Here is a 25,193-nt window from a genome sequence, read left to right as displayed (position 1 = left end):
TCACAGGAGAGGCCTCGACGAAGAGGAGTGGATGTCCATGACGCGCACAGCGCGCTCGGGGCGGCGCCTGGCCGCCATCGCGGCCACCGTCGCGGTGCTGGCCACTGCGGCCTGCTCGGCACCCGTGCAGAACAAGGGCGACGACGGCGCCGCCGGCGGCGCGACGTCGATGCTCATCGCGGCCGACAACGGCTCGCCGACGTTCGACCGGAACTTCAACCCGTACTCGTCCGGCAAGCGCAACACGACGACGTACATGTACGAGCCGCTGGTCATCATCAACGAGATGAGCGGCGAGGAGACCCCCTGGCTGGCCACGGGCTACGACCAGCCCGACGCCAAGACGGTCGTCTTCACCATCCGTGACGGCGTGACGTGGTCCGACGGCGAGCCCCTCACCGCCGAGGACGTGAAGTACTCGTTCGACCTCGTCAAGAAGCACCCCGAGATGGACCTCAAGGGCGCCTGGTCGCACCTGAAGTCGGTCGAGGTCGACGGGAACACCGTCGTCGCGCACCTGAAGACCGAGGACGTCCCCGCCGCGAAGATCCTCGCGCAGCAGCTCATCGTCCCGGAGCACATCTGGAAGGACGTCAAGGACCCGGTCACCTGGACCAACGAGGAGCCCGTCGGCTCGGGCCCCTACGTGCTCGGCAAGTTCACGCCGAACCAGTACACGCTCACCAAGAACGAGAAGTACTGGCAGGCGGACAAGGTGGCCGTCGAGGAGCTCGTGCAGCCCGCCGCCAACTCCGAGCTCGACATCGTCAACAACGGCTACGACTGGGCCTACGCGTTCATGAGCGACGTCGAGGACACCTGGGTCAAGGCCGACCCCGACAACAACACGTACTGGTTCCCGGCGGGCGCGGCGATCTCGCTCATCCCGAACATGACCAAGGCGCCGTACGACAACGCCGACTTCCGCAAGGGCATCGCGCTCGCGCTGGACAAGCAGGCCATCGCCGACAAGGCCGAGCAGGGCTACGTCGACCGGGCCAGCCAGACCGGCCTCATGCTGCCCAACCAGGAGAAGATCCTCGACACGTCGATCCCGAACGAGGGGTACATCGACCAGGACACCGACGCCGCCCTCGACGCGTTCGAGAAGGCCGGGTACACGAAGAAGGGCGAGAAGCTCGTCGACTCGTCCGGCAAGCCGCTGAAGATCACGATCACCACCCCGAACGGCTGGTCCGACTGGCTGCAGGGCGTGGAGCAGGTCAAGAGCCAGCTGAACGCGATCGGCATCGACGTCACCGTCGTGCAGCCGCAGGCCGCCGCGTACCAGAAGGAGCTCCGCACGGGCGACTTCGACATGATCATGGGCACCGTCGGCGGCACCGGGCAGCCGTTCCAGGACTACAACGGCCTCATGGGGTCGGAGTTCCGCCTCGACCTCGGCAAGACGGCGTCCGGCAACTACGGACGCTTCGAGTCGAAGGAGGCCGACCAGCTGCTCGCCGAGCTCAAGGTGACCACCGACGAGGCGAAGCAGCTCGAGATCACGCACCAGCTCGAGCAGATCACGTACGAGCAGCTGCCGATGATCGCCCTGTTCTACGGCGGCTCGTGGGGCCTGTTCTCGAACAAGAACTTCACCGGCTGGCCCAGCGCGGACGACCCCTACGCCTCCCCGAAGACGTGGGACTCGACCCCGCTGCTGGTCCTCACGCACCTCAAGCCCGCCCAGGGCTGACCCGGTCAGGTCGTTGTGGGTGGGCTCGTGGCCCTGTTCCGCCACGAAACAGGGCCACGAGCCCACCCGCAACGACCGCCCGCACGACCCCACCCCGACCGACCGACCACCACCGACCCGGAGGCTCCGTTGCGCTACGCGCTCCGCAAGCTCGGCCTGCTGGTCCTCACGCTGTGGGCGGCGGTGACGCTGAACTTCGTCATCCCGCGCCTCATGCCCGGCTCGCCCGCTGACGCGGCCATCGCCAAGCTCGCCCAGAACGGCCCCGTGACGCCGTCGGTGCAGGCGGCGATCGAGGCCCAGCTGGGCATGCCCGGCGGCAGCATCTGGGACCAGTACGTCACGTACCTGAACAACGTCATCCACCTCGACTTCGGGGTGTCCTACACCTTCTTCCCGCAGCAGGTCTCCGAGCTCGTCGCCGGCGCGCTGCCGTGGACGCTGATCATGGTCGGCGCCGTCACGATCATCGCGTTCGTGATCGGCACCCTGATCGGCATCGGCGCGGCCTGGAAGCGCGGCACCTGGATGGACTCCCTGCCCACCGTGGCCGGCAGCTTCCTCTCCGCGTTCCCCTACTTCTGGACCGCGCTGCTCATCGTCTTCTTCCTCGGCTACGTGCTCGGCTGGTTCCCGACGTCGGGCGCCTACTCCGCCACCGCGGTGCCGAACCTGTCGTGGGAGTTCCTCGGCGACGTGCTGTACCACGCGGCCCTGCCCGCGGTGACGATCCTCATCACGTCCCTGGGCGGCTGGATCCTCGGCATGCGCAACACGATGATCAACACGCTCGGCGACGACTACGTGACGTTCGCCGAGGCCAACGGCCTGCGCGGCCGCACGGTCGCGATCCGCTACGCCGCCCGCAACGCGATCCTGCCGAACCTCACCGGCTTCGGCATGGCGCTCGGCGGCGTCGTCGGCGGCTCCCTGCTCGTGGAGCAGGTGTTCGCGTACCCCGGCGTCGGCTACCTGCTCTTCAACGCCGTCACCAACCAGGACTTCCCGCTGATGCAGGCGCTCTTCCTCATGATCACCGTGAGCGTGCTGCTGGCGAACTTCCTGGTGGAGATCCTCTACGGCGTCCTCGACCCCCGAACGAGGCGGTGACCCCCATGGCTGCAGATCCGACCACCACGACCACCGCCACGACGCCCGACCCCAGCGGCCCCGCCCCCGAGCCCGCCCGCGGCGCCAAGCCGGTCAACGGCCCTCGGCGCCCCGCCCGCACCCGGCTGGGCCGCACCGGCCAGGTCGTCGGCCGCGCGTTCGCGACCGTCTGGGCCAACCCCAAGGCCCGCGTGGGGCTCGTCATCCTGGGGCTGTTCGTCCTCATGGCGATCTTCGCGCCGCTGCTCGCGCCCTACTCCCCGCACGACGACTCGTTCGCCCGCAACGAGCCCGGCAGCGCCGCGCACTGGCTCGGCACCACCGGAGCCGGCGAGGACGTGCTGTCCCAGGTGATCTACGGCGCCCGCGTCTCCCTGCTCGTCGGCTTCGTCGCGGGCGGCCTGTCGACCGTCGTCGCCGTCGTCATCGGCCTGTCGTGGGGCTACCTGCGCGGCTGGGGCAACGACGTCGTCAACTTCCTCGTCAACCTGTTCCTCGTGATGCCGGGCCTGCCGCTGATGATCATCATCGCGGCGTACCTGCAGAACGGCGGGCTGCCGATGATCATCCTGGTCGTCGTCATCACCGGCTGGGCGTGGGGCGCCCGCGTGCTGCGCTCGCAGACGCAGTCGCTGCGCTCGCGCGACTTCGTGACGGCGGCGATCTTCTCCGGCGAGAGCTCGGCGCGCGTCATCTTCCGCGAGATCCTGCCGAACATGACCTCGATGATCGCCGGGTCGTTCTTCGGCGCCGCGACGTCGGCGGTGCTCGCCGAGTCGGGCCTGTCGTTCCTCGGCCTGGGGGACATGGCCACCGTGAGCTGGGGCTCGATGATCTTCTGGGCCCAGAACTCGATGGCCATCCTCACCGGCCAGTGGATCCTCCTGTTCGCCCCGGGTCTGTGCATCGCGCTGCTGGCGACCTCCATGACCCTCGTGAACTTCGGCGTCGACGGGTTGTCCAACCCGCGCCTGCGGGAAGGGACCGGCCGATGAGCCTGCTCGAGATCCAGGACCTGTCCGTCGTCTACGAGCCCCGCGGGGCCGTCCCGACGCACGCCGTCAAGAACGCAAACCTCACCCTGGAGCAGGGCGAGTTCGTGGGCCTGGTCGGCGAGTCCGGTTCCGGCAAGTCGACGCTCGGCTTCGCCGTGACCCGCCTCGCGAAGGCGCCGGCGCGCATCTCCGGCGGGCGCATCGTGTTCGACGGCACCGACATCGCGCACCTGGACGCCGAGGAGCTGCGCGTGCAGCGCCGCGGCGGGTTCGCCATGGTGCTCCAGTCGGGCATGAACGCGCTCAACCCGGTGCGGACCATCGCGAACCACTTCGGCGACATCTTCGCCGCGCACGGGCACGTGCCGAAGGCGAAGCGGCGCCAGCGGGCGATCGAGCTGCTCGACAAGGTGCAGCTGCCGTCCACGGTGCTCGACCGCTACCCCGGCGAGCTCTCCGGCGGCATGCGCCAGCGCGTCTCCATCGCCCTCGCCCTGTCGCTCGAGCCGCGGCTCATGGTGTTCGACGAGCCCACCACGGCCCTCGACGTGCTCGTGCAGCACGCCGTCATGGACACCATCCGCGAGCTCCAGGCCGCGGAGGGCTTCACCGCCGTGCTCATCTCGCACGACCTCGGCGTCGTGCTGGAGTCGGCCGAGCGCGTCGTCGTCATGCACGACGGCGAGATCGTCGAGGACGGCGCGTCGCGGCAGATCTTCTCCGCGCCCGCGCACCCGTACACGCAGATGCTGCTGAGCCACTACGCCGACCCGCGGGCCGAGGTCGTGGAGCTGCCCGGCTTCGAGCGCAAGACGCCGGCCACCGCCGGCCGGGACGGCGATGCGCCGTCGGCACGGCCCGAGCGCGCGGCCGCGCACGACGCGATCGTCGTCGACCACGTGTCGAAGGTGTACCCGCCGCCGCGCCGCGGCGAGAAGGCCGTCACCGCCGTCGACGACGTGTCGTTCCGCCTGGAGCCCGGCGCCGCGATGGCGCTGGTCGGCCAGTCCGGCTCGGGCAAGTCGACCATCGCGAAGATGGTCACGGGCGTGGAGCGGCCGACGTCGGGCACCGTGACGTTCGGCGACCTGCGCGTCGACCGGCTGCGCCGCCGCCGGCTCAAGACCCTGCACGCGGACGTCCAGATGGTGTTCCAGGACCCGTACTCGGCGCTCAACCCGCTGCACACCGTGGAGTACACGCTCACCCGGCCGGTGGAGAACTTCACCGGGCTCACCGGCGAGGCGGCGCGCGGGCGTGTGCTCGAGCTCCTCGAGACCGTGGGGCTCACGCCCGTCGAGCAGTACGCGGCCAAGCTGCCGCACCAGCTGTCGGGCGGGCAGCGCCAGCGCGTCGTCATCGCGCGCGCCCTGGCGTCGAACCCGCAGGTGCTCATCGCCGACGAGCCCGTCTCGATGCTCGACGTGTCGCTGCGCGCCGGCGTGCTCAGCCTGCTGGAGGACCTGCGCGCGGACCTCGGCGTCTCGCTGCTGTACATCACGCACGACCTGCTGTCGGCGCGCGTCGTGACCGACCAGATCATGGTGCTGCACCACGGCCAGGTCGTGGAGTCCGGCGGCACCACGCAGGTGCTGCGCTTCCCCGAGGACGCCTACACGACGCAGCTGCTGGACGCGATCCCGCAGCCCGCGCGCCGGTTCGCCGACGGGGCCGCGTCGTGACCGCCCGCCCGCCGGTTGAGCCTGTCGAAACCCCGTCATCGCTGGTTGAGCCCGTCGAAACCCCGTCATCGCTGGTTGAGCCTGTCGAAACCCCGTCCGCGGTCTCGACACGCTCGACCAGCGGGAGCGTGCGGCCGGGCGTGCCGTTCTCGGTCCTGCCGCTGCCGGACGGCGTCGAGCCGCTGGTGCTCGACGTGCCGGTGGGCCCGCTCACCGCGCTGCGCGCCGTCGTGCCGGACGGCGTGGAGCGCCGCGCGGTGGCCCTGCTCGTGCCCGGGTTCACCGGGTCGAAGGAGGACCACCGGCTGCTGCTGCCGCTGCTGGCCGAGCGCGGCGTCGAGGCGTGGACGTACTCCCAGCGCGGGCAGGCCGACTCCGCCGCGCCGCGCGGCGTGGGCTCCTACCGCCGCGACGACTTCACGGGCGACGCGCTCGACGTCGCCGCCCTCGTGGCCGCGACAGCCGGCGTCGAGCCCGGGGCGCTGCACCTGCTGGGCCACAGCTTCGGCGGCACGGTCGCGGCGGCCACGGCCGTGCGCGACCCGGCGTCGTTCGCGAGCCTCACGATGCTCTGCTCCGGCCCGCACGGCTGGCCCGGGCGCAAGGACGCCGAGCGCGACCGGCTGCTGGCCGCCGCCGGGCTCGTCGACCTGTGGACGCTCGACAACCCGTCGCTCGCGCGGCGGCTCGCCGAGGAACCGGCCGCCGCGGCCGACCTCGACGTCGAGGTCCGCTTCCTGCGGGAGCGGTCCGTCGCCACGAGCGTCGACAACCTGCTGGGCGCCATCGACGTCCTCGCCGACGTCCACGACGTCACGCCCGACCTGGCCGCCACCGGCCTGCCGGTGCTCGTCGCGCACGGCGTGGACGACGCCGCGTGGCCGCAGCCGTGGCAGCGCGCCATGGCCGAGCGGCTCGGCGCCCGGTACGAGGTGATCGCCGACGCCGGCCACCTCCCCAACGTCGAGAACCCGCCGGCGACCGCGGACCTGCTCGCCGACTTCTGGACCACCTCGCACTGAACGACCACACGGCGCCGGGCCCCGCTCGCGCCGCTGGACACCGCACCACAACGTAAGGACCATCTCGTGCTGCACTTCCCCGAGGGCTTCCGCTGGGGCGCCGCCACCGCGGCCCACCAGATCGAGGGCAACAACATCAACAGCGACTGGTGGCCGCGCGAGCACGCCGCCGGCACCTCGATCGTCGAGCCCAGCGGCGACGCGGCCGACAGCTACCACCGCTACCGCGAGGACATGACGCTCCTGCGCGACGCCGGCCTGGACACGTACCGCTTCTCCATCGAGTGGGCGCGCATCGAGCCCGAGGAGGGCTTCGTCTCCCGCGCCGAGATCGCGCACTACCGCCGCATGGTCGAGACGTGCCTCGAGCTCGGCATCACCCCGATGGTCACGCTGATGCACTTCACCGTGCCGCGCTGGTTCTACCACGAGGGCATGTGGCGCTCCCCCAAGGCCGCCGACCGCTTCGCCCGCTTCACCGAGCTCGCGCTGCCGATCCTCGGGAACGACGTCGACTACGTCTGCACCATCAACGAGCCGAACATCGCCGCGATGATCGCGGGCGGCGAGGACCCCGCCAACCTGGTCGCCTACGGCCTGCCCGCCCCCGACCTGCAGGTCGCGGACACGCTGCTGGAGTCCCACCACCGCTCGCGCGAGATCCTCGCCGGCGTCGGCGGTATCAAGTCCGGCTGGACCGTGGCCACGCAGGACTTCCAGCCCGAGCCGGGCTGCGAGGACGTGGCCCACGAGTACGGCTACCAGCGCGACGACTGGTACCTCGAGGCCGCCCGCGGCGACGACTGGGTGGGCGTCCAGGCCTACACCCGCACGATCATCGGCCCCGACGGCCCCCGCCAGGTGCCGGACGGCGTCGAGACCACGCTCACCGGCTGGGAGTTCTACCCGCTCGCGCTGGAGCACGGCGTGCGCTCGGCCTGGGAGAAGACGCAGGGCGTGCCGGTGTTCGTCACCGAGAACGGCATGGCCACCTCCGACGACGCCCGCCGCATCGACTACACCGAGGGCGCGCTGGCCGGCCTGCACTCGGCGATCACCGACGGCGTCGACGTCCGCGGCTACCTGCACTGGAGCCTGCTGGACAACTACGAGTGGGCCTCCGGCTTCCGCCCCACGTTCGGCCTGGTCGGGTTCGACCCCGAGACCTTCGAGCGCCGTCCGAAGCCGTCGCTGGGCTGGCTCGGCTCCGTCGCGCAGGCGAACGGCCTCACCGTCCGCTGACCGCGAGGTAGTCCCAACCCCCGCGAGGTAGTCCCAACCCTCGCGAGGTAGTTCAGGAATCCGCGAGGTAGTTCTGGGCCCCGCGAGGTAGTTCAGAAATCGCCGAGGTAGTTCGAAATCTCGTGAGGTAGTCGACTACCTCGCGGTGATGCGAACTACCTCGGCGATTTCTGAACTACCTCGCGGAACCTGGGACTACCTCGCGGAACTTGGAACTACCTCGGCACGACCGCCCCTCCGACGGAAGACTCTGAGCCATGACCGACCTGCCGTACCGCGACCCGTCCCTGTCCCCCGCCGAGCGGGTCGAGGACCTGCTGAGCCGGATGACGCTGCCCGAGAAGGTCGGGCAGATGCTGCAGCTCAACGCGATGGACGACCTCGAGGACATCGTCGTCGAGCGGCTGGCCGGGTCGATCCTGCACGCGTCGCCGTCGCGCGTCGTGGAGGCGATCGAGCTGGCGCGCGGCACGCGGCTCGGTATCCCGCTGCTGGTGGCGGACGACGCGATCCACGGCCACGGGTTCTTCCCCGGCGCGACGGTGTTCCCCAGCCAGCTGGGGATGGCGGCCACCTGGGACCTCGACCTGGTGGAGCGGGCGGCGCGCGCGACGGCGGTCGAGGCCGCCGCGACCGGCCTGCACTGGACGTTCTCCCCCGTGCTGTGCATCACCCGCGACCTGCGCTGGGGCCGCGTGAACGAGACGTTCGGCGAGGACCCGCACCTCATCGGGGAGCTCGGCGCCGCGATGGTGCGCGGCTACCAGGGCGAGGGCCTCGCCGACCCGACGGCGGTGCTCGCGACCGCGAAGCACTTCGCCGGCTACTCCGAGACGCAGGGCGGCCGAGACGCCACCGAGGCCGACCTCTCGCCGCGCAAGCTGCGCTCGTGGTTCCTGCCGCCGTTCGAGCGCGTGGTCCGCGAGGGCGTGCGCACCGTGATGATCGGCTACCAGGCCATCGACGGCGTGCCCATCACCACCAGCCGCTGGCTGCTGCAGGGCGTGCTCAAGGACGAGTGGGGCTTCGACGGCACGCTCGTCACCGACTGGGACAACGTGGGCCGCATGGTCTGGGAGCAGTTCGTCAGCCCCGACCACGCGCACGCGTCCGCCGCCGCGGTCGACGCCGGCAACGACGTCATCATGGCGACGCCGAGGTTCTTCTCCGGCGCGCAGGAGGCCGTCGCCGACGGCCGCATCGACGAGGCCCGGCTCGACGACGCGGTGCGGCGCATCCTGCGCCTCAAGGTGGACCTCGGGCTCTTCGAGGACCCGCGCGCGCCCGTCGCGGAGCGCATCGAGGCCGTCGTCGGCTCGGCCGAGCACCGCGACCTGGCGCTCGACGTCGCGCGCGGATCGCTCGTGCTGCTGGAGAACGACGGCACCCTGCCGCTCGACGCCGCCCGCCCGCTGAGGGTCGCCGTCGTCGGGCCGAACGCGGACGACCCGCACGCGCAGCTCGGCGACTGGGCGGGTGCGTCCGGCCAGGTGAGCTGGATCCGCGACGGGCACCCGCGCGAGCTGACGGAGACGGTGCTCGACGGCCTGCGCGCCGTCGCGCCGGCGTCGTGGGAGGTCACGCACGCCCGCGGCGCGAACATCGTCGAGCTGGGCCCCGACCCGGACGGCACGCACTTCCCCGACGGCCAGCCGCGCCCCCCGGCGGCGTTGCCCGCGCCGTCCGACCCGACGCTGCTGGCCGCGGCGGAGGGCGCCGCCCGCGCGGCCGACGTCGTCGTCGCCGTCCTGGGCGACGAGGTCGCGCTGGCCGGCGAGGGCAAGTCCACCGCGACGCTGGAGCTGCAGGGCGGGCAGGTGGAGCTGCTGGAGCGGCTCGTCGCCACCGGCACGCCCGTCGTCGTCGTGCTCGTCGCGTCCAAGCCGTTGGTGCTGCCGGACGCCGCGCGCCGCGCCGCCGCCCTGGTGCACGCCGCCAACCCGGGGATGCGCGGCGGCCGGGCCGTCGCGGAGCTGCTGCTCGGGCTCATCGAGCCGACGGGCCGCCTGCCGATCTCGTACGCCCTGCACGCCGGGCAGCAGCCGGTGTTCTACCACCAGGTCCGCGGTCAGCACGGCACCCGGTACGCCGACATGACCCAGCGCCCGCCGTACGTGTTCGGCGAGGGCCGCTCGTACACGTCCGTCGAGTACTCCGGCCTGGAGCTGGACGCCGACGACGTCGCGCGCGACGGCGTCGTGCGCGGCCGCGTCACCGTCGCCAACACCGGGGCGCGCCCGACGGTCGAGACCGTGCAGGTGTACGTGAGCGACCGCGTCACCTCCGTGACCTGGGCCGACCGCGAGCTGAAGACCTTCCGCCGCGTGCCGCTCGCGCCCGGCGAGAGCACCGTCGTCGAGGTCGAGGTGCCCGCCGCCGACTGCTCGATCGTCGACGCCGCCGGCCGCCGCGTCGTCGAGCCGGGCGAGTTCGAGCTGCTGGTCGGCCCCAGCTCGCGCCGCGAGGACCTGCTGGCGGCGCCTTTCCGTATCTCCTGAGGGCCGGTGGCCCGCGCGGCTCCTACCCTGGGTCCATGGCCGCCGCCGCTCACCTGTTCCACCATCTCGGCGTGTTCGCCGGCGACTTCGCCGCGAGCGAGCGCTTCTACACCGCGGCGCTCGCCACCCTCGGCGTCGAGCCCGGCTACCGCACGGACGTCACCGCGGAATACTGGGTCCCCGGGCGCGACACCCCGAGCCTGTCGCTCGAGACGGCGCCGCGTCCCACCGACGTGACCCGCGGCCTCCACCTGGCCTTCGAGGCCGCCGACCGCGCCGCCGTCGACGCCTTCCACCGCGCGGCCGTCGCGGCCGGCGGCACGTCGCGCCACGCGCCGCGGTTCTGGCCGGAGTACCGCGCCTACACGGCGTTCGTCAGCGACCCCGACGGCAACAACGTCGAGGCCCTCGTCAAGGAGGTGCGCTGAGACGCACCCGACTCCTCGGAAGGGTTGACGTCGTACCCCCTAGGGGTATGGTGGAGCCATGACCGACACGACCGCGCCCGTCGCCGCCACCGCGGCGGACAGCCACCAGCACGACGGCCCGCACGGCTACGCCTCCGACAAGGAGGCGTACCTCAAGCGCATGCGCCGCATCGAGGGACAGGTGCGCGGCATCGCGCGCATGATCGACGAGGACGTGTACTGCATCGACATCCTCACCCAGGTGTCCGCGGTGACCAAGGCCCTGCAGGCGGTCTCCATCGGCCTCGTCGAGGACCACCTGGGCCACTGCGTCGTCGACGCCGCCCGGCAGTCCGAGGCCGAGGGCGCCGCAAAGGTCAAGGAGGCCGCCGACGCCATCGGCCGCCTCGTCCGTAGCTGAACCACCCGTTGCTGACCCACTCTCAAGGAGCACGCATGAGCACCGTCACCACCCTGGGCGTCACCGGCATGACCTGCGGCAACTGCGTCGCGCACGTGACGAAGGACCTCTCGGCCGTCCCCGGCGTCGTCGACGTGAGCGTCGAGCTGCGCGCCGGCGGCACGTCCGACGTCGCCGTCTTCTCCGACGCCCCGCTCGACGAGGCCGCGCTGCGCGAGGCCGTCGACGAGGCCGGGTACGACGTCGCCACCGTCGCCGTCCAGTCCGACGCGCTCGCCGCCCAGCAGGCCGCGCAGGCGCCCGCCCGTCAGGAGGCGCACAACTGCGCCTGCGGCTGCGGCGCCGACGCGGCAGCCGGGGCCGACGCGCCCGCGCAGAAGACCTACGACCTGGCCGTGCCGCCGCGCGCCTGAGTCCACGGCTCCCCAGCCACACCCCGCGGACCGCCTGCCGAACCGTCGCCCGCCCGGCCTCTCGACCGACCCGGGCCGCCGCGACCCAGGCCCTCCGCGCCGCGCCGTCGTCCACCGACGCGGCGCCCCCACCGCGACCCCGCCGCCCCGGGTCGTCGCGGGTGACCTCCACCCAGCACCTCAGGGAGTCACCCTCATGAGCACCCCCACGTCCTCGCCGGTCACCCCGGCAGGACCCGCCCCGGCCGCGCCGCCGATCCTCGAGGTCGACCTCGCCATCGAGGGCATGACCTGCGCGTCGTGCGTGGCGCGCGTCGAGAAGCGGCTCAACCGCGTCGACGGCGTCACCGCCACCGTGAACCTGCCGCTCGAGAGCGCGCACGTCGAGCTCACCGCGCCCGTCGACGACGCCGACCTGGTCGGGGCCGTCGAGAAGGCCGGCTACGGCGCCCGCGTCACCGCGCGCCGCGACGTCGCGCCCTCTCCGCTGGTCGAGCCTGTCGAGACCACCACCCCGCCGGTCGAGCCTGTCGAGACCACCACCCCGCCGGTCGAGCCTGTCGAGACCACGGACCGGGTTTCGACAAGCTCAACCAGCGGCCCCCGGGTGTCGACAGGCTCAACCAGCGGCCCCCGGGTGTCGACCAGCCCATCCGGCGGCGGTGACGCCCGGGGCGCCGACCTGCGCCGCCGGCTCATCGCGTCCGCGGTGCTCAGCGTGCCGGTGGTGGCGCTGTCGATGATCCCGGCGCTGCAGTTCACCGGCTGGCAGTGGGTGGTCGCCGCCGCCGCGCTGCCGGTCGTGACGTGGGGCGCGTGGCCGTTCCACACCGCGGCGGCACGGGCGGCCCGGCACGGCGCGTCCACGATGGACACGCTCGTCTCGCTCGGGGTCGCCGCCGCGACGCTGTGGTCGCTGTGGGCGCTCACGCTCGGCGGCGCGGGCGAGCTCGGCATGACGATGCGGCCGTCGCTGATCCCGTCGGAGTCCGGCGGCACGCCCGAGCTGTACTTCGAGGTCGCGGCCGTCGTCACGACCTTCCTCCTCGCCGGCCGGTACGCCGAGCACCGCTCGCGCCGCCGCGCCGGCGACGCCCTGCGCTCGCTGCTGGAGCTGGGCGCCAAGGACGCCGAACGGGTGCGGCTCGCCGCGGACGGCACGCCCCTGACCGAGCCCGACGGAGGGCGCGTCACCGAGCGCGTGCCCGTCGCGGACCTCGCCGTCGGCGACGTGTTCGTCGTGCGGCCGGGCGAGAAGGTCGCGACCGACGGCGAGGTGGTCGAGGGGGCGAGCGCCGTCGACACGTCGCTGCTCACCGGCGAGCCGGTGCCGGTCGACGTCGGCCCCGGGGACGTCGTCACCGGCGCGACGGTCAACACGTCCGGCCACCTGCTGGTGCGCGCCACCCGCGTGGGCGAGGAGACGACGCTCGCGCAGATCGGGCGGCTCGTGTCGCAGGCGCAGACCGGCAAGGCCCCCGTGGCCCGGCTCGCCGACCGCATCTCCGCCGTCTTCGTGCCGATCGTCATCGGGCTGTCCGTGCTCACCCTGGTGGGCTGGCTGCTGGCCGGGGCGGACCTGCAGATGGCGTTCACCGCCGCCGTCGCGGTGCTGATCATCGCGTGCCCGTGCGCGCTCGGCCTCGCCACGCCCACCGCGCTGCTGGTCGGCACCGGCCGCGGCGCGCAGCTCGGCATCCTCATCAAGGGGCCGGAGATCCTCGAGTCCACCCGCCGCGTCGACACCGTCGTGCTCGACAAGACCGGCACCGTCACCGAGGGCCGCATGCAGGTGGAGCGCGTGCTCGTCCCCGACCTGTCAGGACCACGAGCAGGTTCTGATGGTCCTGGCCCTGACAACTCGCGGGAGCGGGAGGTGCTCGCCCACGCCGGCGCCGTCGAGTCGCTCAGCGAGCACCCGATCGCCCACGCGGTGGCCGCCGCCGCACGCGAGTTATCAGGGCCACGAGCAGGTTCTGTGGGTCCTGGCCCTGACAGCTCGGGCGGGACCGGGACGGGGGCCGACGGCGTCGGGATCGGCGCGCTGCAGGCGTTCGACTTCCGCGCGACGCCGGGCGGCGGCGTCGAGGCGGTCGTGCGGCGCGCGCACTCAGGCGTCAGCGGTCTCGCCGTCGACGGTGGGCTGAACGCGCGCCGCGTGCTCGTCGGGCAGCCGTCGTGGCTGGCCGGCCAGGGCGTCGCGTTCGACGGCGACCTCGCCACCGCGTTCACGGACGCCGAGGCCACCGGCGCGAGCGCCGTCGTCGTCGCGTGGGACGGCGCCGCCCGCGGCGTGGTCGTGCTGCGCGACCCGGTCAAGACGACCTCCGCCGAGGCCGTGCGCGAGCTGCGCGACCTGGGCCTGCGGCCCGTGCTGCTCACCGGCGACGGCGAGGGCGCCGCCCGTGTCGCCGCCCGGGAGGTCGGCATCGCGGAGGAGGACGTCGTCGCCCGCGTGCTGCCGCAGGACAAGGCCGCCGTCGTCGCCCGCCTGCAGGGCGAGGGGCGGGTCGTCGCGATGGTCGGCGACGGCGTGAACGACGCCGCCGCGCTCGCCACCGCGGACCTCGGCCTCGCGATGGGCACCGGCACCGACGTCGCGATCGAGGCGAGCGACATCACGCTGGTGCGCGGCGACCTGCGCGCCGCCCCCGCGGCGGTCCGCCTGTCCCGCGGCACGCTGCGGGTGGTCAAGCAGAACCTGTTCTGGGCGTTCGCCTACAACGTGGCGGCGATCCCGCTCGCCGCGGCGGGGCTGCTCAACCCGATGATCGCGGGGGCGGCCATGGCCGCGTCGTCCGTCATCGTCGTCGGCAACTCGCTGCGCCTGCGCCGCGCCGGCTGACCGAGACGTTGTGAGCGGGCGTTTGGCCCTGTTTCGGTCGCGAAACAGGGCCAAACGCCCGCTCACAACACATCGGGGTCGGCTCGGTCAGCGGAAGCGTCGGCCCTCGTCGCGGCGGTAGGCCCACACGGCCAGGGCAGCGAAGAGCGCCGTCCAGCCGAGGAGCACCACCCACGCCAGCCCGTACGCCGGCTCGCCGGTGAGGGCCTGGACCAGCAGGTCACGACCGGCCCGCGTGGGCGTGGCCTGCGAGATCGCGTCCAGCCACGACGGGAACGCCTGCGGCGGCAGGAAGAGCCCGCCCGCGAACGCCAGCGGGAACAGCACCGCCTGCACCACCGGTAGCGCGGCCTTCGCGGACAGGGAGTACCCCACGGCCATGCCGAGCAGCACGAACGGCACGGAGACCAGCAGGATGGTGCCCACCCCGGCGAGGAGCTGCCCGAACGTCACGGTCGCGGCGGTGAACAGCCAGCCGATGAGGATGAGCGGCACCAGCCCGAACAGCGCGAAGATCGCGCCGTTGCCGATCCGCGCGACCATCCGCGGGCCGGGGCCGGCGGGCAGGGAGCGCAGGAACGGGTCGAACGGGAGCTGCCGGTCCTCCGCCACGCCCAGCCCGTAGGTGAACAGGCTGGCGGAGCAGACGGCGAACAGGCCCAGGCTCGCCACGGACATCGTCGACCACAGCGGGTCGTTCGCGACGTCGCGCTGCGGCACCACGAAGAAGAACATCGCCAGCGCGGGGAACAGCATGTTGCCCAGCACCGCGATCGGCACGCGCACCGTCTCGAGGAACTGGTAGCGCAGGTGCAGCCAGGTCAGCCGCAGCGGCCCGGGGGCCGCCCCGGCCCGGGCGGGGATCGTCGTCGCGCTCATCGTGCCGCCTCCATCACCATCTCCTCGAAGGCCTCCTCCAGGCTCGCGCCCCGGATCCGGAGGTCGTGGAAGTCCACGTCGTCGCGCACCAGCGACCGGACGAGCTCGTCGGCGTCCGCCGTGTACAGCTCCTGGGTGCCGTCGTCCAGGCGCTCGGCGCGCACGACGCCGCGCCACGCGGCGAGGTCCGCCGTCGCCCGCACCGCCACCCGGCGCAGCCCCACGCGCTGCAGGATCGCCTCGAGCGTGTCGTCCGCGCGGACCACGCCGCGGTCGATGACGACGACGCGCTGCGCCAGCGCCTGCACCTCCTCGAGGTAGTGGCTGGTGAGCAGCACGGTGCCGCCGCCCGCGTGGTAGGCGCGGATCGCGTCCCACAGCGCCTGGCGCGCGCCGACGTCGAGGCCGGTGGTCGGCTCGTCGAGCAGGACGACGCGCGGCCGCCCCACGAGCGACAGCGCGACGGCGAGCCGCCGCTTCTGCCCGCCGGACAGCGCGCCCGTCTGGCGTCGCGCGAGGTCGGCGAGCCCGAACTGCTCCAGCAGCTCGCCGGTGGGCACCGGGTCGGCGAAGTGCCCGCCGACGAAGTCGACCACCTCGCGCACGCGCAGCGTGGCCGGCAGCCCCGTCTCCTGCGGGGTGATGCCGAGGCCGGCGCGGCTGGCGGCGTCGCGCGGGTCGCCGCCCAGCAGTCGCACCGTGCCCGCGTCGGGGCGACGCTGGCCGCTGACGAGGGACAGCAGCGTGGACTTGCCGGCCCCGTTGGGCCCGAGCAGGCCCACCAGCTCACCGGGCCCGACGTCGAGCGAGACGTCGTCGAGCGCGACGACGTCGCCGAACCGTCGGGTGACGCCGCGCACGGCGACGACGGCGGGGGTGGGCACGGGGGCTGGCGCGGCGTCGGCCCGGGCAGGGGCGCGCTCCGGCGGTCGGGTGCGGGTCATGATCCGGCTCCTCTCAGCAGGCCGCTGAGGGCCTCTTGGTAGTCCTCGAAGGCGCGCCGCCCCGTCGGGGTGAGCGCGAGGTAGGTCGCAGGGGTGCGACCCTCGTGGGTCTTGGTGACGCGGACGTAGCCCGCGTCCTCGAGCTTGCGCAGGTGGGTGGACAGGTTGCCGGCGGTCATGTCGAGCAGCTTCTGCAGCCTGGGGAAGCTCAGCTCGTCGCCCGTGTCGAGCGCGGCGAGCGTCGCGACGACGCGCAGCCGTGCGGGGGCGTGGATGACCGGGTCGAGGGCGTCAGCCACGGCCCACCTCCGCGGCCGCGCGGCGCCGCGCGCGCACGACGCGCGGGTGCTCGACGGCCGCCATGACGAGGAACCCGCCGCCGCCCGCGAGCGCCATCACGAGGTAGGTGCCCGGCAGCCCGACGAGCGTCGCCGCCCCCGCCACCAGCAGGATCCACGCGCCGAGGACGAAGAGGTTGCGCTCGCCGAACGCCGTCGCGCCGCCCAGGTAGATCAGCCCGACGACGAGGCATGCGCCGCCGTTGCTGGCCAGCGCCATCACCTCGGTGTCCGCGCCGGTCCGCGCGAGGCCGCCGAGGAACACGCCGAACGTGAGGAAGCCGAGCATCCAGGACCAGCCGTACATCGCGCCGGTGCGGGCGGAGACGCCGCGCGTGCCCGCCGTCCGGCTGAGGGTGTGCACCATCGTGAACACCACGGCCGCGGCGATCGCTCCCGCGAAGACCCAGAACGCCCAGGCCTCCGGCTGCTCCCGCCCCTGCACGCTGGACCACAGCACCAGGTAGCCGGCCAGCCACGCGACGCCCCACACGCCGTAGAGCGCGCGGCCGTCCGGCCCGAGGGCCGCGCGGGCACGGTCCTGCTGCTCGCGGATGAGCCGCAGGGAGTCGGCGGCGGCCAGCCCGGGGTCGTCGTCGCCGGGGCGGTCAGGGTGGTCGGTCATCGGTTCCTCACGGTGAACTTTGCGGCGCAAACTGGTTTGTCGATCATTGCAGCTCGTCGCGCAGTCCACAACCCCCAAAAATGTGATATCACTTTGCTATCGCATCGCGCGGGACGCGGTCCCGCCACCCCGACCCAGGAGCACCCGATGAGCGACAGCACTCCCCCGCAGACCACCACCGGCGGGCCTCCGGCCGGCCGCCCCGTCGGCCACGACGGCACCCGCGTCGACGTCGCGGAGCGGGCGGCCTGGTCCCTCGGCGCCGGCGGTGCCGTGCTCGCCGTGGTCGTGAGCGTCGCCCTGGTCCTGGGCGGCATCCTCGCCGCGGCCTCGGGCAACGGCGTGGCCGTCCCGGTCGGGGTGGTGCTGATCGTGGTCGGCTTCCTGCTGTTCACCGGCATCGGCGTCATCAGCCCGGGGCAGACCCTCGTCGTCCAGCTCTTCGGTCGGTACCTGGGCACGGTCCGCCGCACCGGCCTGGTGCTCACGGTGCCGCTGTCCACCCGGCGCCGCGTCTCCGTGCGGGTCCGCAACTTCGAGACCAGCGAGCTCAAGGTCAACGACGCCGACGGCAACCCGATCAACATCGCCGCGATCGTCGTCTGGCAGGTGGCCGACACCGCCCGGGCGAGCTTCGCCGTCGAGGACTACGACGACTTCGTCTCCGTGCAGGCCGAGTCGGCGCTGCGGCACGTCGCCATGTCACACCCGTACGACGGCGGGGACGGCGTCGAGTCGCTGCGCGGCGCCACGGAGCTCGTGTCGGAGGAGATCGCCGCGGAGGTCGCGGCGCGGGTGACCGTGGCCGGCGTCGAGGTCGTCGAGGCGCGCATCTCCAACCTGGCGTACGCGCCCGAGATCGCCCAGGCCATGCTGCAGCGCCAGCAGGCGGGCGCGATCATCGCCGCCCGGTCGCGCATCGTCGAGGGCGCCGTGTCGATGGTCGAGGACGCGCTGAACCGCCTCGAGTCGGAGGGCGTCGTCACGCTCGACGACGAACGCCGCGCCACGATGGTGTCGAACCTGCTGGTGGTGCTGTGCGGCGAGAGTCGTGCCACGCCCGTCGTCAACGCGGGATCGCTGTACCAGTGACGCCCGTCGCCCCTGCGACAGGGGACGAGCCCGGGGACGACGCGGCGTCCCCGGGCGCCGTGCGTCCTGAAGGTCCCGGGCGTCCCGCCCGAGCCCCACGGCCCGCCCGCAAGCAGGTGCTGCTGCGCCTCGACCCGGCGATCCACGACGCCGTCGCCCGCTGGGCCGCCGACGACCTGCGCAGCGTCAACGCCCAGATCGACCTGCTGCTGCGCCGGGCGCTCAAGGACGCCGGGCGGCTGCCGCGCGACGCGCCGCCCGCCCGGCGTCCCGGCCGTCCCGCGAACGACGCCTGAGGACCTGACCGCCGTCTGGGAGCCGGCGCAGGGCAGCCGCCCTACCCTGGGCCGGTGACCGCTGTGCCGTCCCCCGCGCTCCCGAAGCCCGTCGCGCCCGCCACCACGCCCGCCGCCCGGCGCCGCACCACCGCCGAGGTCTGGATCGTCCTGGGCCTCAGCCTGGGGCAGAGCGGCGTGTACGCGCTGGTCAACATCGTCGCGCGGCTCACGGCCGAGACCCGGCTCGCGGACCAGACCGCGACGCTCAACGCCAGCCAGTCCGACCGCTCGCTGCTCGACCTCACCTACCAGCTGCTGGGCATCGTCTTCGCCCTGGTGCCCGTCGCCCTGGCGCTCTACCTGCTGAGCGGCCGGGCCGGCGCCACCTGGCGCGGCACCCGCCGGCGGATCGGCCTCGACTGGGGTCTCGAGGACGCACGCCCCGGGCGCGACGTCGCGTGGGGCTTCGGCCTGGCCGCCGCCATCGGCATCCCCGGGCTCGCGTTCTACGCCCTCGGCCGCCTGCTCGGCATCACGGTCCAGGTGCAGGCCAGCGCCCTGAACGAGCACTGGTGGACGGTGCCGGTGCTCGTGCTCGCCGCGCTCCAGAACGGGCTGCTCGAGGAGGTCGTGGCCGTCGCCTACCTGCACGAGCGCACCCGCGACCTCGGCTGGTCCCGCCTGTGGTTCGTGGTGTGGAGCTCGCTGCTGCGCGGGTCGTACCACCTGTACCAGGGCATCGGGCCGTTCTTCGGCAACGTCGTGATGGGCCTGGTGTTCTCGTGGTTCTACACCAGCCGCTGGGGCCGGCAGCGCGTGGTACCGCTCGTCATCGCGCACACCCTGCTCGACGTCGTCGCCTTCGTCGGCTACGCGCTCCTGCCGCAGGAGTGGAAGGACGCGCTCGGGCTCTGACCGGCCTCCGCTGGTTGAGCTTGTCGAAACCCAGTACCGGGTTTCGACAAGCTCAACCAGCGAGGGCGGGTTTCGACAGGCTCAACCAGCGAACGGGGACCGCTACCTCGGCTGCCGCAGGGCGCGGAGCCCCTCGCGGTGCGCGGCCTGCTCCTCCGGGTCGGGCACGGGCAGCGAGGCCAGCAGCTGCTTGGTGTACGTCTCGCGGGGCGCGCCGAGCACCTGCTCGCCGGTGCCCTCCTCGACCAGCTGCCCGCGGTAGAGCACCGCGATCCGGTCGGCCAGGAGGTCCACGACGGCCAGGTCGTGCGACACGAACAGGCACGCGAAGCCCAGCTCCTTCTGCAGCTCGGCGAAGAGCTCCAGCACGCGCGCCTGCACGGAGACGTCGAGCGCCGACGTCGGCTCGTCCGCGACGAGGAGCTCCGGGTCGAGCGCCAGGCCGCGCGCCAGCGACGCGCGCTGCCGCTGCCCGCCGGACAGCTCGTGCGGGAAGCGGTCGCCGTAGCTGCGCGGCAGCTGCACCGCCTCGAGCAGCTCGTCGACACGGCCGCGCGCGGCCTCCGGCGTCCGGGCCCGGCCGTGCACCACCAGCGGCTCGGCCACGCACTCGGCGATGGTCAGCAGCGGGTTGAACGACGTGGCCGGGTCCTGGAACACGAACCCCAGCCGCGGGCGCATCGCCTTGAGGTCGCGACCCTTGGCGCCGCGCATCTCCGTGCCGAGCACCCGCAGCGAGCCGTCGCTCACCGGGGTCAGGCCGGCGATCGCGCGGGCGATCGTCGTCTTGCCCGAGCCCGACTCCCCCACCAGCCCCAGCACCTCGCCGGGGCGGATCGCGAGGTCCACGCCGTCCACCGCGGTGAACGCCGGCTGCCGGAACCGGCCCGGGTACGTGATGGTCAGCCCCTCGGCCCGGACCACCGGCTCCGACGACTCCCACCCCTCGGGGCGGGCGACCGCCCGGTCGACGGCGCGGGCGGTGCCCTCCCCGACGCGCGGCACGGCCTGGAGCAGCGCCTTCGTGTAGTCGGCCTGCGGGTGCGCGAACAGGTCGCGCACGGGCGCCTGCTCCACCAGCTTGCCCTGGTACATCACGGCGACACGGTCGGCCAGGTCGGCCACCACGCCCATGTTGTGCGTGATGAGCACGATGGCGGTGCCCGTCTCGTCGCGCAGGTGGCGCAGCAGGTCGAGGATCTCGGCCTGCACGGTGACGTCCAGCGCCGTCGTCGGCTCGTCCGCGACGATGAGGCTCGGCCCCAGCACCAGCGCCATCGCGATGACGATGCGCTGCTTCTGCCCGCCCGAGAACTGGTGCGGGTAGTGGTCCACCCGGCGGGTCGGGTCGGGGATGCCGACCGTGCCGAGCACCTCGATCGCGCGGCGCCGCGCCTCCTTCCTCGACACGTCGCCGTGCGCGCGGATGCCCTCGGCGATCTGCCAGCCCACCGTGTACACGGGGTTGAGCACGCTGGAGGGCTCCTGGAACACCATCGCCACGTCGCGGCCGCGCACCTGCCGCAGCTTCGCGGCGGAGACGTTCACGACGTCGGTCGTCGCGCCGTCGCGCCCCGTGAGGACCACGGCGCCGCTCGTGGTCGCCGTCTCCGGCAGCAGGCCGAGGATGGTCTTGGCCGTGACGGTCTTGCCGGAGCCGGACTCGCCGACGACGGCGAGCACCTCGCCGGGCTGGACGTCGAGGCTCACGCCGTCGACGGCCCGCACCGGGCCGGCGTCCGTGGCGAACGAGACCTCGAGATCGGTGATCGACGCGACGGCGCTCATGCGTCGCCTCCCTTCGGGTTCTGGGTCTCGTCGTCTCCGCTGGTCGAGCCTGTCGAAACCTGGGTCTCGACAGGCTCGACCAGCGGGGTGGAGGTCGCCGCGACGGCACCGGACACCTGGCCCGAGCGGGCCCGGGAGCGCAGGCGCGGGTCGGCCAGGTCGTTCAGCGACTCGCCCATGAGGGTCATGCCCATCGCCGCGAGGACGATGGCGAGGCCCGGGAACAGCGCCGTCCACCAGATGCCGGACGTGACGTCGGCGAGGGAGCGCTGCAGGTCGTAGCCCCACTCCGCGGCCGCCGTCGGCTCGATGCCGAAGCCGAGGAAGCCGAGCCCGGCGAGCGTGAGGATCGCCTCGGACGCGTTGAGCGTGACGATCAGCGGCAGCGTGCGCGTGGAGTTGCGCAGCACGTGGCGGGTCATGATGCGCCAGTGCCCGGTGCCGAGCACGCGCGCCGAGTCGACGAACGCCTCCGCCTTGATGCGCACCACCTCGGCCCGCACCACCCGGAAGTACTGCGGCACGAACACCACCGTGATCGACAGGGCGGCGGCGAAGATGCCGCCCCACATGCTCGACTGCCCACCCGAGATGACGATGGCGAGCAGGATCGCGAGCAGCAGCGACGGGAACGCGTAGATCGCGTCCGCCACCACCACGAGCACGCGGTCGAGCCAGCCGCCGAAGTACCCCGACACGAGGCCGAGCAGCACGCCGACGACGATCGACGACAGCACCGCGACCAGCACCACCAGCAGCGCCGTGCGAGCGCCCCAGATCACCCGGGACAGCACGTCGTAGCCGCCGACGGTGGTGCCGAACCAGTGCTCGGCGCTGGGCGGCATCTGGGCGCCGAACGCGCCGTCGAGGTCGCGCAGCTGGGACCAGCCGTACGGGGCCAGCAGCGGCGCGAGGACCGCCACGAGCACGAACACGGCGGTGAGCACGAGGCCCGCGACGAGCATCCCGCGCTGCAGCCCGACGCTCTGGCGCACCTGGTGCACCACGGGCAGCTTCTTGAACCGGGCCCACCGGCCGTCCACGTGCTCCGGGGCCGCGCCGGCGGTGCCGACGCTCGTGATCTCTCCGCTGGTCATCAGTACCTCACCCTCGGGTCGATCAGGGCGGCGATGACGTCCACGAGGAAGTTCGTCACCGCCACGACCACGGCCATCAGCACGACGATCCCCTGCACGGCGACGAAGTCGCGCGCCTGCAGGTACTCCGACAGCTGGAAGCCGAGGCCGCGCCACTCGAACGTGGTCTCGGTGAGCACCGCGCCCACGAGCAGCATCGCGACCTGCATGCCGGCCACGGTGATGATCGGGATGAGCGCCGGCCGCCACGCGTGCTTGCGCACGAGACGGCTCTCCGTGACGCCCCGCGAGCGCGCCGCGTCGATGTAGCCGGCGCCGAGCGTGCCGATCATGTTGGTGCGCACCAGCCGCAGGAACACGCCGGCCGTGAGCAGGCCGAGCGCGAGCGCCGGCAGGAACGCGTGCGACAGCACGTCGAGGACGACCTCCGGGTCCCCCGTCCGGAACGCGTCGACCAGCATGAAGCCGGAGTCCGCCCCGGCGAGCTGCATCGCGATCTCCCCGTCCGTGGACACGCGCCCCGCGACCGGGAACCAGCCCAGCCACACGGAGAACACGAGCTTGAGGATGAGGCCGGCGAAGAACACCGGGGTCGCGTACGCGAGGATCGCGAGGATGCGGAGGACGGCGTCGGGCAGCCGGTCGCGGAAGTAGCCGCTGATCATGCCGAACGGGACGCCGAGCACGAGCGCGACGAGGATCGCGTAGAACGCCAGCTCCAGGGTGGCCGCGCCGTAGGTCGTGAGCACCTCGGTGACCGGCCGGCCGTCGCTGATCGTGGTGCCGAAGTCGCCGGTGAAGATGCCCGTCAGGAAGTCCCAGTACTGCACCAGGATCGGACGGTCGTAGCCGGCCGCGTGGATCAGCTCGGCGAGCTGGTCGGGCGGCAGCTTGCCGCCCTGTGCGGCCGTGATGGGGTCACCCGTCGCGCGCATGAGCGCGAAGACCGCGGTGACCAGGATGAACACGGTGGGGATGATGAGCAGGAAGCGCACCAGGACGTACCGCCCCAGTGCGCTCCCTGCCGTGCTACGTGCAGCCACGAGAAGAGCTCAGCCCGTCCCTCAGCCCTTGGCCAGCGCGGCGTAGCGGAACTTGAACGACGCGTCCAAGGTGTCCTTGACGCCCGTGACGTCCTTGCCCGCGATCGCGATCTGGTCGCCCTGCAGGTACGGGACGGTCGAGAGGTCCTTCGCCTCGTCCGCCTGGATCTGCTCGATGAGCTGGGTGCGCTCGTCGGCGTCCGCCGTCGACGTCTGCTGCTTGATCAGCTTGTCGACGGCCGGGTTGGAGTAGTTGTTGTCGAGGAAGTTGCCCTCGGCGAAGAACGGCGTGAGGTAGTTGTCCGCGTCGGAGTAGTCCGGGAACCAGCCGAGCTGGTAGGCCGGGTACTTGTCCTCCACGCGGTCCTTCGAGTACTGCACCCACTCCGTGGTCTGGAGGTTGACCTTGAACAGGCCGTCGGACTCGAGCTGGTCCTTGAGGAGCGCGTACTCGTCGCCCGACGACGGGCCGTAGTGGTCGTTCGAGTACTGCAGGTCGAGCTCGACCGGGGTGGTGACCCCGGCGTCCTCGAGCGTCTTCTTCGCCTTGGCGGCGTCAGGTCCGCCCTGGCCGTCGCCGTACAGCTCCTTGAGCGGCTGCGTGGCGCCGGTCAGGCCGTCGGGCACGAAGGAGTACAACGGGCTGTAGGTGCCCTTGTAGACCTGATCGGCGATCGCCTGGCGGTCGATGAGGTCCGCGACGGCCTGCCGCACCGCGAGCGCCTTCTTCGGGTCGGCGTCCGGCTGCTTCGTGCCGTACGGCTGCGTGTTGAAGTTGAACGTGATGTAGCGGATCTCGCCGCCCGGGCCCTTGACGACCTGGACGCTGTCGTCCTTGCCGAGGTCCTCGATGTCGGTGGGCGACAGCGAGCGGAAGGCGACGTCGACCGAACCGTCTTGCACCTCGAGCTTGAGGTTGGAGGCGTCGGTGAAGTACTTGACGTTGATCTTGGGCGTCTTGGCGGGGCCGTTGAGGCCCTGGTACCCGTCGTACGCCTCGTAGCTCACCAGCTCGTTGAGCTTGTAGCCGGTGATCGTGTACTGGCCGGCGAAGGCGTTCGCGTCCACGATCTCCTGGTCGGGGGTGAGCTCGTCGGGCGAGAACACCTCCTCGTCGACGATGGGGCCCGCGCTGGTCGACAGGACCTGCGGGAACGTCTGGTCGTCCGGGTTCTTGAGGTGGAAGACGGCGGTGGTGTCGTCCGGCGTCTCCACGCTGTCGAGGTTCGCGAGCAGCGACCACGGACCGTTGTCGGCCTTGATCTTGAGCACGCGGTCGAACGAGAACTTCACGTCGGACGACGTGAGGTCGTGCCCGTTGGCCCACTTCAGCCCCGGCTTGATCTTGACCGTGTACTCGGTGGGCGAGGTGAACTCCGCCGACTCCGCGATGTCGGGCTTCACGTCGGAGCTGCCGTACGGGTTGTTCATCAGGAACGGGTAGACCTGGAGCGCGACCGTGAGCGAGCCGTTGTCGTACGCCCCGGCCGGGTCGAGCGACGTGACCTTGTCCGTGGTGCCGACGATCAGGGACTCGGCACTCCCGCCCCCGTCACCGTCACCGCTGCCGCCGGAACCGCCGCCGCACGCGGTCAGCACCAGCGCGAGCGCTGCCGTTCCTGCAGCTCCTGCGAGCAGGCGTCGCGAGCCTCTGATGGCACTCATGGTCGTGGTCCCCTTCGTCCAGGCCGGCCGCGGCGGTGGCCGCGGACTCGTCACGATGCGGGCGTTTCTAGCACAGCGTTGTGTCGCCGTGGTCACGGGCGTGGGTCACACCCGGACCCGCGATGGCATCGTGGTCCGGGAACCTACCACCGCTCTCCGCCTCGTGTCACAGGCCGTGAGGCCCGGTTCCGCCTA

The 25,193-nt window shown here is 72.5% G+C and carries 22 protein-coding genes; 14 read left to right on the top strand and 8 right to left on the bottom strand.

The window, feature by feature from the left end:
- Window positions 1–37: 37 nt before the first annotated feature.
- The 11 genes from AAG589_RS20660 to AAG589_RS20610 all read left to right on the top strand — a co-directional run bounded on the left by AAG589_RS20660 (window position 38) and on the right by AAG589_RS20610 (window position 14,334).
- Entirely contained in the window at window positions 38–1,699 is a 1,662-nt protein-coding gene (locus AAG589_RS20660; protein WP_430569175.1) for an ABC transporter substrate-binding protein, read from the top strand.
- A 129-nt stretch (window positions 1,700–1,828) separates the two neighbouring features.
- The gene (locus tag AAG589_RS20655) at window positions 1,829–2,809 is read left to right on the top strand and encodes an ABC transporter permease (protein WP_430569174.1); all 981 of its coding nucleotides are present in this window, start codon (window positions 1,829–1,831) and stop codon (window positions 2,807–2,809) included.
- 5 nt (window positions 2,810–2,814) lie between these two features.
- Window positions 2,815–3,804 (top strand): ABC transporter permease, encoded by a 990-nt coding sequence (locus AAG589_RS20650; RefSeq protein ID WP_430569173.1) that lies wholly within the window; start codon window positions 2,815–2,817, stop codon window positions 3,802–3,804.
- Window positions 3,801–5,486 (top strand): ABC transporter ATP-binding protein, encoded by a 1,686-nt coding sequence (locus tag AAG589_RS20645; protein ID WP_430569172.1) that lies wholly within the window; start codon window positions 3,801–3,803, stop codon window positions 5,484–5,486. Before AAG589_RS20650 ends, AAG589_RS20645 begins: the two co-directional genes overlap by 4 nt.
- A 140-nt stretch (window positions 5,487–5,626) precedes the next feature.
- Window positions 5,627–6,508, top strand: coding sequence for an alpha/beta fold hydrolase (locus tag AAG589_RS20640; protein ID WP_430569171.1), 882 nt, complete (start codon window positions 5,627–5,629; stop codon window positions 6,506–6,508).
- Window positions 6,509–6,574: 66 nt separating this feature from the next.
- The gene (locus AAG589_RS20635) at window positions 6,575–7,750 is read left to right on the top strand and encodes a glycoside hydrolase family 1 protein (protein WP_430569170.1); all 1,176 of its coding nucleotides are present in this window, start codon (window positions 6,575–6,577) and stop codon (window positions 7,748–7,750) included.
- A gap of 257 nt (window positions 7,751–8,007) precedes the next feature.
- The gene (locus tag AAG589_RS20630) at window positions 8,008–10,248 is read left to right on the top strand and encodes a glycoside hydrolase family 3 N-terminal domain-containing protein (protein ID WP_430569169.1); all 2,241 of its coding nucleotides are present in this window, start codon (window positions 8,008–8,010) and stop codon (window positions 10,246–10,248) included.
- A gap of 35 nt (window positions 10,249–10,283) precedes the next feature.
- Window positions 10,284–10,676 carry a VOC family protein gene (locus AAG589_RS20625; protein WP_430569168.1) on the top strand — a complete coding sequence of 131 codons (393 nt, stop codon included), beginning with the start codon at window positions 10,284–10,286 and terminating at the stop codon, window positions 10,674–10,676.
- A 58-nt stretch (window positions 10,677–10,734) separates the two neighbouring features.
- On the top strand, window positions 10,735–11,076 hold the full coding sequence (locus AAG589_RS20620) for a metal-sensitive transcriptional regulator (RefSeq protein WP_430569167.1): 342 nt from the start codon (window positions 10,735–10,737) through the stop codon (window positions 11,074–11,076).
- Between the two features lie 35 nt (window positions 11,077–11,111).
- Window positions 11,112–11,489 (top strand): heavy-metal-associated domain-containing protein, encoded by a 378-nt coding sequence (locus tag AAG589_RS20615; RefSeq protein WP_430569166.1) that lies wholly within the window; start codon window positions 11,112–11,114, stop codon window positions 11,487–11,489.
- A gap of 196 nt (window positions 11,490–11,685) precedes the next feature.
- A complete protein-coding gene (locus AAG589_RS20610) occupies window positions 11,686–14,334 on the top strand; it encodes a heavy metal translocating P-type ATPase (RefSeq protein WP_430569165.1) in 2,649 nt (882 codons plus the stop codon).
- Between the two features lie 87 nt (window positions 14,335–14,421).
- Here the strand turns inward: AAG589_RS20610 and AAG589_RS20605 are convergent, their stop codons facing one another.
- From AAG589_RS20605 to AAG589_RS20590, 4 genes are read right to left on the bottom strand one after another with little or no spacing between them, the layout of a single operon-like run.
- A complete protein-coding gene (locus tag AAG589_RS20605; protein WP_430569164.1) occupies window positions 14,422–15,213 on the bottom strand; it encodes an ABC transporter permease in 792 nt (263 codons plus the stop codon).
- Window positions 15,210–16,157, bottom strand: a complete 948-nt coding sequence (locus AAG589_RS20600; RefSeq protein ID WP_430569163.1) for an ABC transporter ATP-binding protein — start codon at window positions 16,155–16,157, stop codon at window positions 15,210–15,212. Before AAG589_RS20600 ends, AAG589_RS20605 begins: the two co-directional genes overlap by 4 nt.
- The gene (locus AAG589_RS20595; protein WP_430569162.1) at window positions 16,154–16,456 is read right to left on the bottom strand and encodes a transcriptional regulator; all 303 of its coding nucleotides are present in this window, start codon (window positions 16,454–16,456) and stop codon (window positions 16,154–16,156) included. The genes AAG589_RS20600 and AAG589_RS20595 overlap by 4 nt, the downstream gene beginning before the upstream one ends.
- A complete protein-coding gene (locus AAG589_RS20590; RefSeq protein WP_430569161.1) occupies window positions 16,449–17,120 on the bottom strand; it encodes a hypothetical protein in 672 nt (223 codons plus the stop codon). The genes AAG589_RS20595 and AAG589_RS20590 overlap by 8 nt, the downstream gene beginning before the upstream one ends.
- 147 nt (window positions 17,121–17,267) lie before the next feature.
- On the opposite strand from AAG589_RS20590, the gene AAG589_RS20585 reads away from it, so the two are divergent.
- From AAG589_RS20585 to AAG589_RS20575, 3 genes are all read left to right on the top strand, one after another.
- Window positions 17,268–18,212 carry an SPFH domain-containing protein gene (locus AAG589_RS20585; protein ID WP_430569160.1) on the top strand — a complete coding sequence of 315 codons (945 nt, stop codon included), beginning with the start codon at window positions 17,268–17,270 and terminating at the stop codon, window positions 18,210–18,212.
- A 59-nt stretch (window positions 18,213–18,271) separates the two neighbouring features.
- A complete protein-coding gene (locus AAG589_RS20580) occupies window positions 18,272–18,508 on the top strand; it encodes a hypothetical protein (RefSeq protein WP_430569159.1) in 237 nt (78 codons plus the stop codon).
- A 63-nt stretch (window positions 18,509–18,571) separates the two neighbouring features.
- Entirely contained in the window at window positions 18,572–19,405 is an 834-nt protein-coding gene (locus tag AAG589_RS20575; protein WP_430569227.1) for a CPBP family intramembrane glutamic endopeptidase, read from the top strand.
- Between the two features lie 102 nt (window positions 19,406–19,507).
- Here AAG589_RS20575 and AAG589_RS20570 read toward each other — a convergent pair whose 3' ends face one another.
- Genes AAG589_RS20570 through AAG589_RS20555 form a run of 4 tightly spaced genes read right to left on the bottom strand, consistent with a single transcriptional unit; the run spans window position 19,508 to window position 24,998 of the window.
- The gene (locus tag AAG589_RS20570) at window positions 19,508–21,193 is read right to left on the bottom strand and encodes an ABC transporter ATP-binding protein (RefSeq protein WP_430569158.1); all 1,686 of its coding nucleotides are present in this window, start codon (window positions 21,191–21,193) and stop codon (window positions 19,508–19,510) included.
- Window positions 21,190–22,290, bottom strand: coding sequence for an ABC transporter permease (locus tag AAG589_RS20565; RefSeq protein WP_430569157.1), 1,101 nt, complete (start codon window positions 22,288–22,290; stop codon window positions 21,190–21,192). The genes AAG589_RS20570 and AAG589_RS20565 overlap by 4 nt, the downstream gene beginning before the upstream one ends.
- Entirely contained in the window at window positions 22,290–23,333 is a 1,044-nt protein-coding gene (locus AAG589_RS20560) for an ABC transporter permease (RefSeq protein ID WP_430569156.1), read from the bottom strand. Before AAG589_RS20560 ends, AAG589_RS20565 begins: the two co-directional genes overlap by 1 nt.
- A gap of 21 nt (window positions 23,334–23,354) precedes the next feature.
- Entirely contained in the window at window positions 23,355–24,998 is a 1,644-nt protein-coding gene (locus AAG589_RS20555; protein ID WP_430569155.1) for an ABC transporter substrate-binding protein, read from the bottom strand.
- Window positions 24,999–25,193 lie beyond the last annotated feature (195 nt).

Source organism: Isoptericola sp. F-RaC21 (assembly GCF_038593535.1).
Classification (GTDB): Bacteria; Actinomycetota; Actinomycetes; order Actinomycetales; family Cellulomonadaceae; genus Isoptericola.
Note: the sequence above shows the minus strand (reverse complement) of the source record. Positions and strands in the feature narration are given on the sequence as shown.

What these genes read in the sequence shown, in the direction of transcription:
- AAG589_RS20660 (WP_430569175.1), top strand. Translation starts at nt 38, where the DNA reads ATGACGCGCACAGCGCGCTCGGGGCGGCGCCTGGCCGCCATCGCGGCC.
- AAG589_RS20650 (WP_430569173.1), top strand. Translation starts at nt 2,815, where the DNA reads ATGGCTGCAGATCCGACCACCACGACCACCGCCACGACGCCCGACCCC.
- AAG589_RS20645 (WP_430569172.1), top strand. Translation starts at nt 3,801, where the DNA reads ATGAGCCTGCTCGAGATCCAGGACCTGTCCGTCGTCTACGAGCCCCGC.
- AAG589_RS20630 (WP_430569169.1), top strand. Translation starts at nt 8,008, where the DNA reads ATGACCGACCTGCCGTACCGCGACCCGTCCCTGTCCCCCGCCGAGCGG.
- AAG589_RS20625 (WP_430569168.1), top strand. Translation starts at nt 10,284, where the DNA reads ATGGCCGCCGCCGCTCACCTGTTCCACCATCTCGGCGTGTTCGCCGGC.
- AAG589_RS20620 (WP_430569167.1), top strand. Translation starts at nt 10,735, where the DNA reads ATGACCGACACGACCGCGCCCGTCGCCGCCACCGCGGCGGACAGCCAC.
- AAG589_RS20615 (WP_430569166.1), top strand. Translation starts at nt 11,112, where the DNA reads ATGAGCACCGTCACCACCCTGGGCGTCACCGGCATGACCTGCGGCAAC.
- AAG589_RS20610 (WP_430569165.1), top strand. Translation starts at nt 11,686, where the DNA reads ATGAGCACCCCCACGTCCTCGCCGGTCACCCCGGCAGGACCCGCCCCG.
- AAG589_RS20605 (WP_430569164.1), bottom strand. Translation starts at nt 15,213, where the DNA reads ATGAGCGCGACGACGATCCCCGCCCGGGCCGGGGCGGCCCCCGGGCCG.
- AAG589_RS20600 (WP_430569163.1), bottom strand. Translation starts at nt 16,157, where the DNA reads ATGACCCGCACCCGACCGCCGGAGCGCGCCCCTGCCCGGGCCGACGCC.
- AAG589_RS20590 (WP_430569161.1), bottom strand. Translation starts at nt 17,120, where the DNA reads ATGACCGACCACCCTGACCGCCCCGGCGACGACGACCCCGGGCTGGCC.
- AAG589_RS20585 (WP_430569160.1), top strand. Translation starts at nt 17,268, where the DNA reads ATGAGCGACAGCACTCCCCCGCAGACCACCACCGGCGGGCCTCCGGCC.
- AAG589_RS20570 (WP_430569158.1), bottom strand. Translation starts at nt 21,193, where the DNA reads ATGAGCGCCGTCGCGTCGATCACCGATCTCGAGGTCTCGTTCGCCACG.
- AAG589_RS20565 (WP_430569157.1), bottom strand. Translation starts at nt 22,290, where the DNA reads ATGACCAGCGGAGAGATCACGAGCGTCGGCACCGCCGGCGCGGCCCCG.
- AAG589_RS20555 (WP_430569155.1), bottom strand. Translation starts at nt 24,998, where the DNA reads ATGAGTGCCATCAGAGGCTCGCGACGCCTGCTCGCAGGAGCTGCAGGA.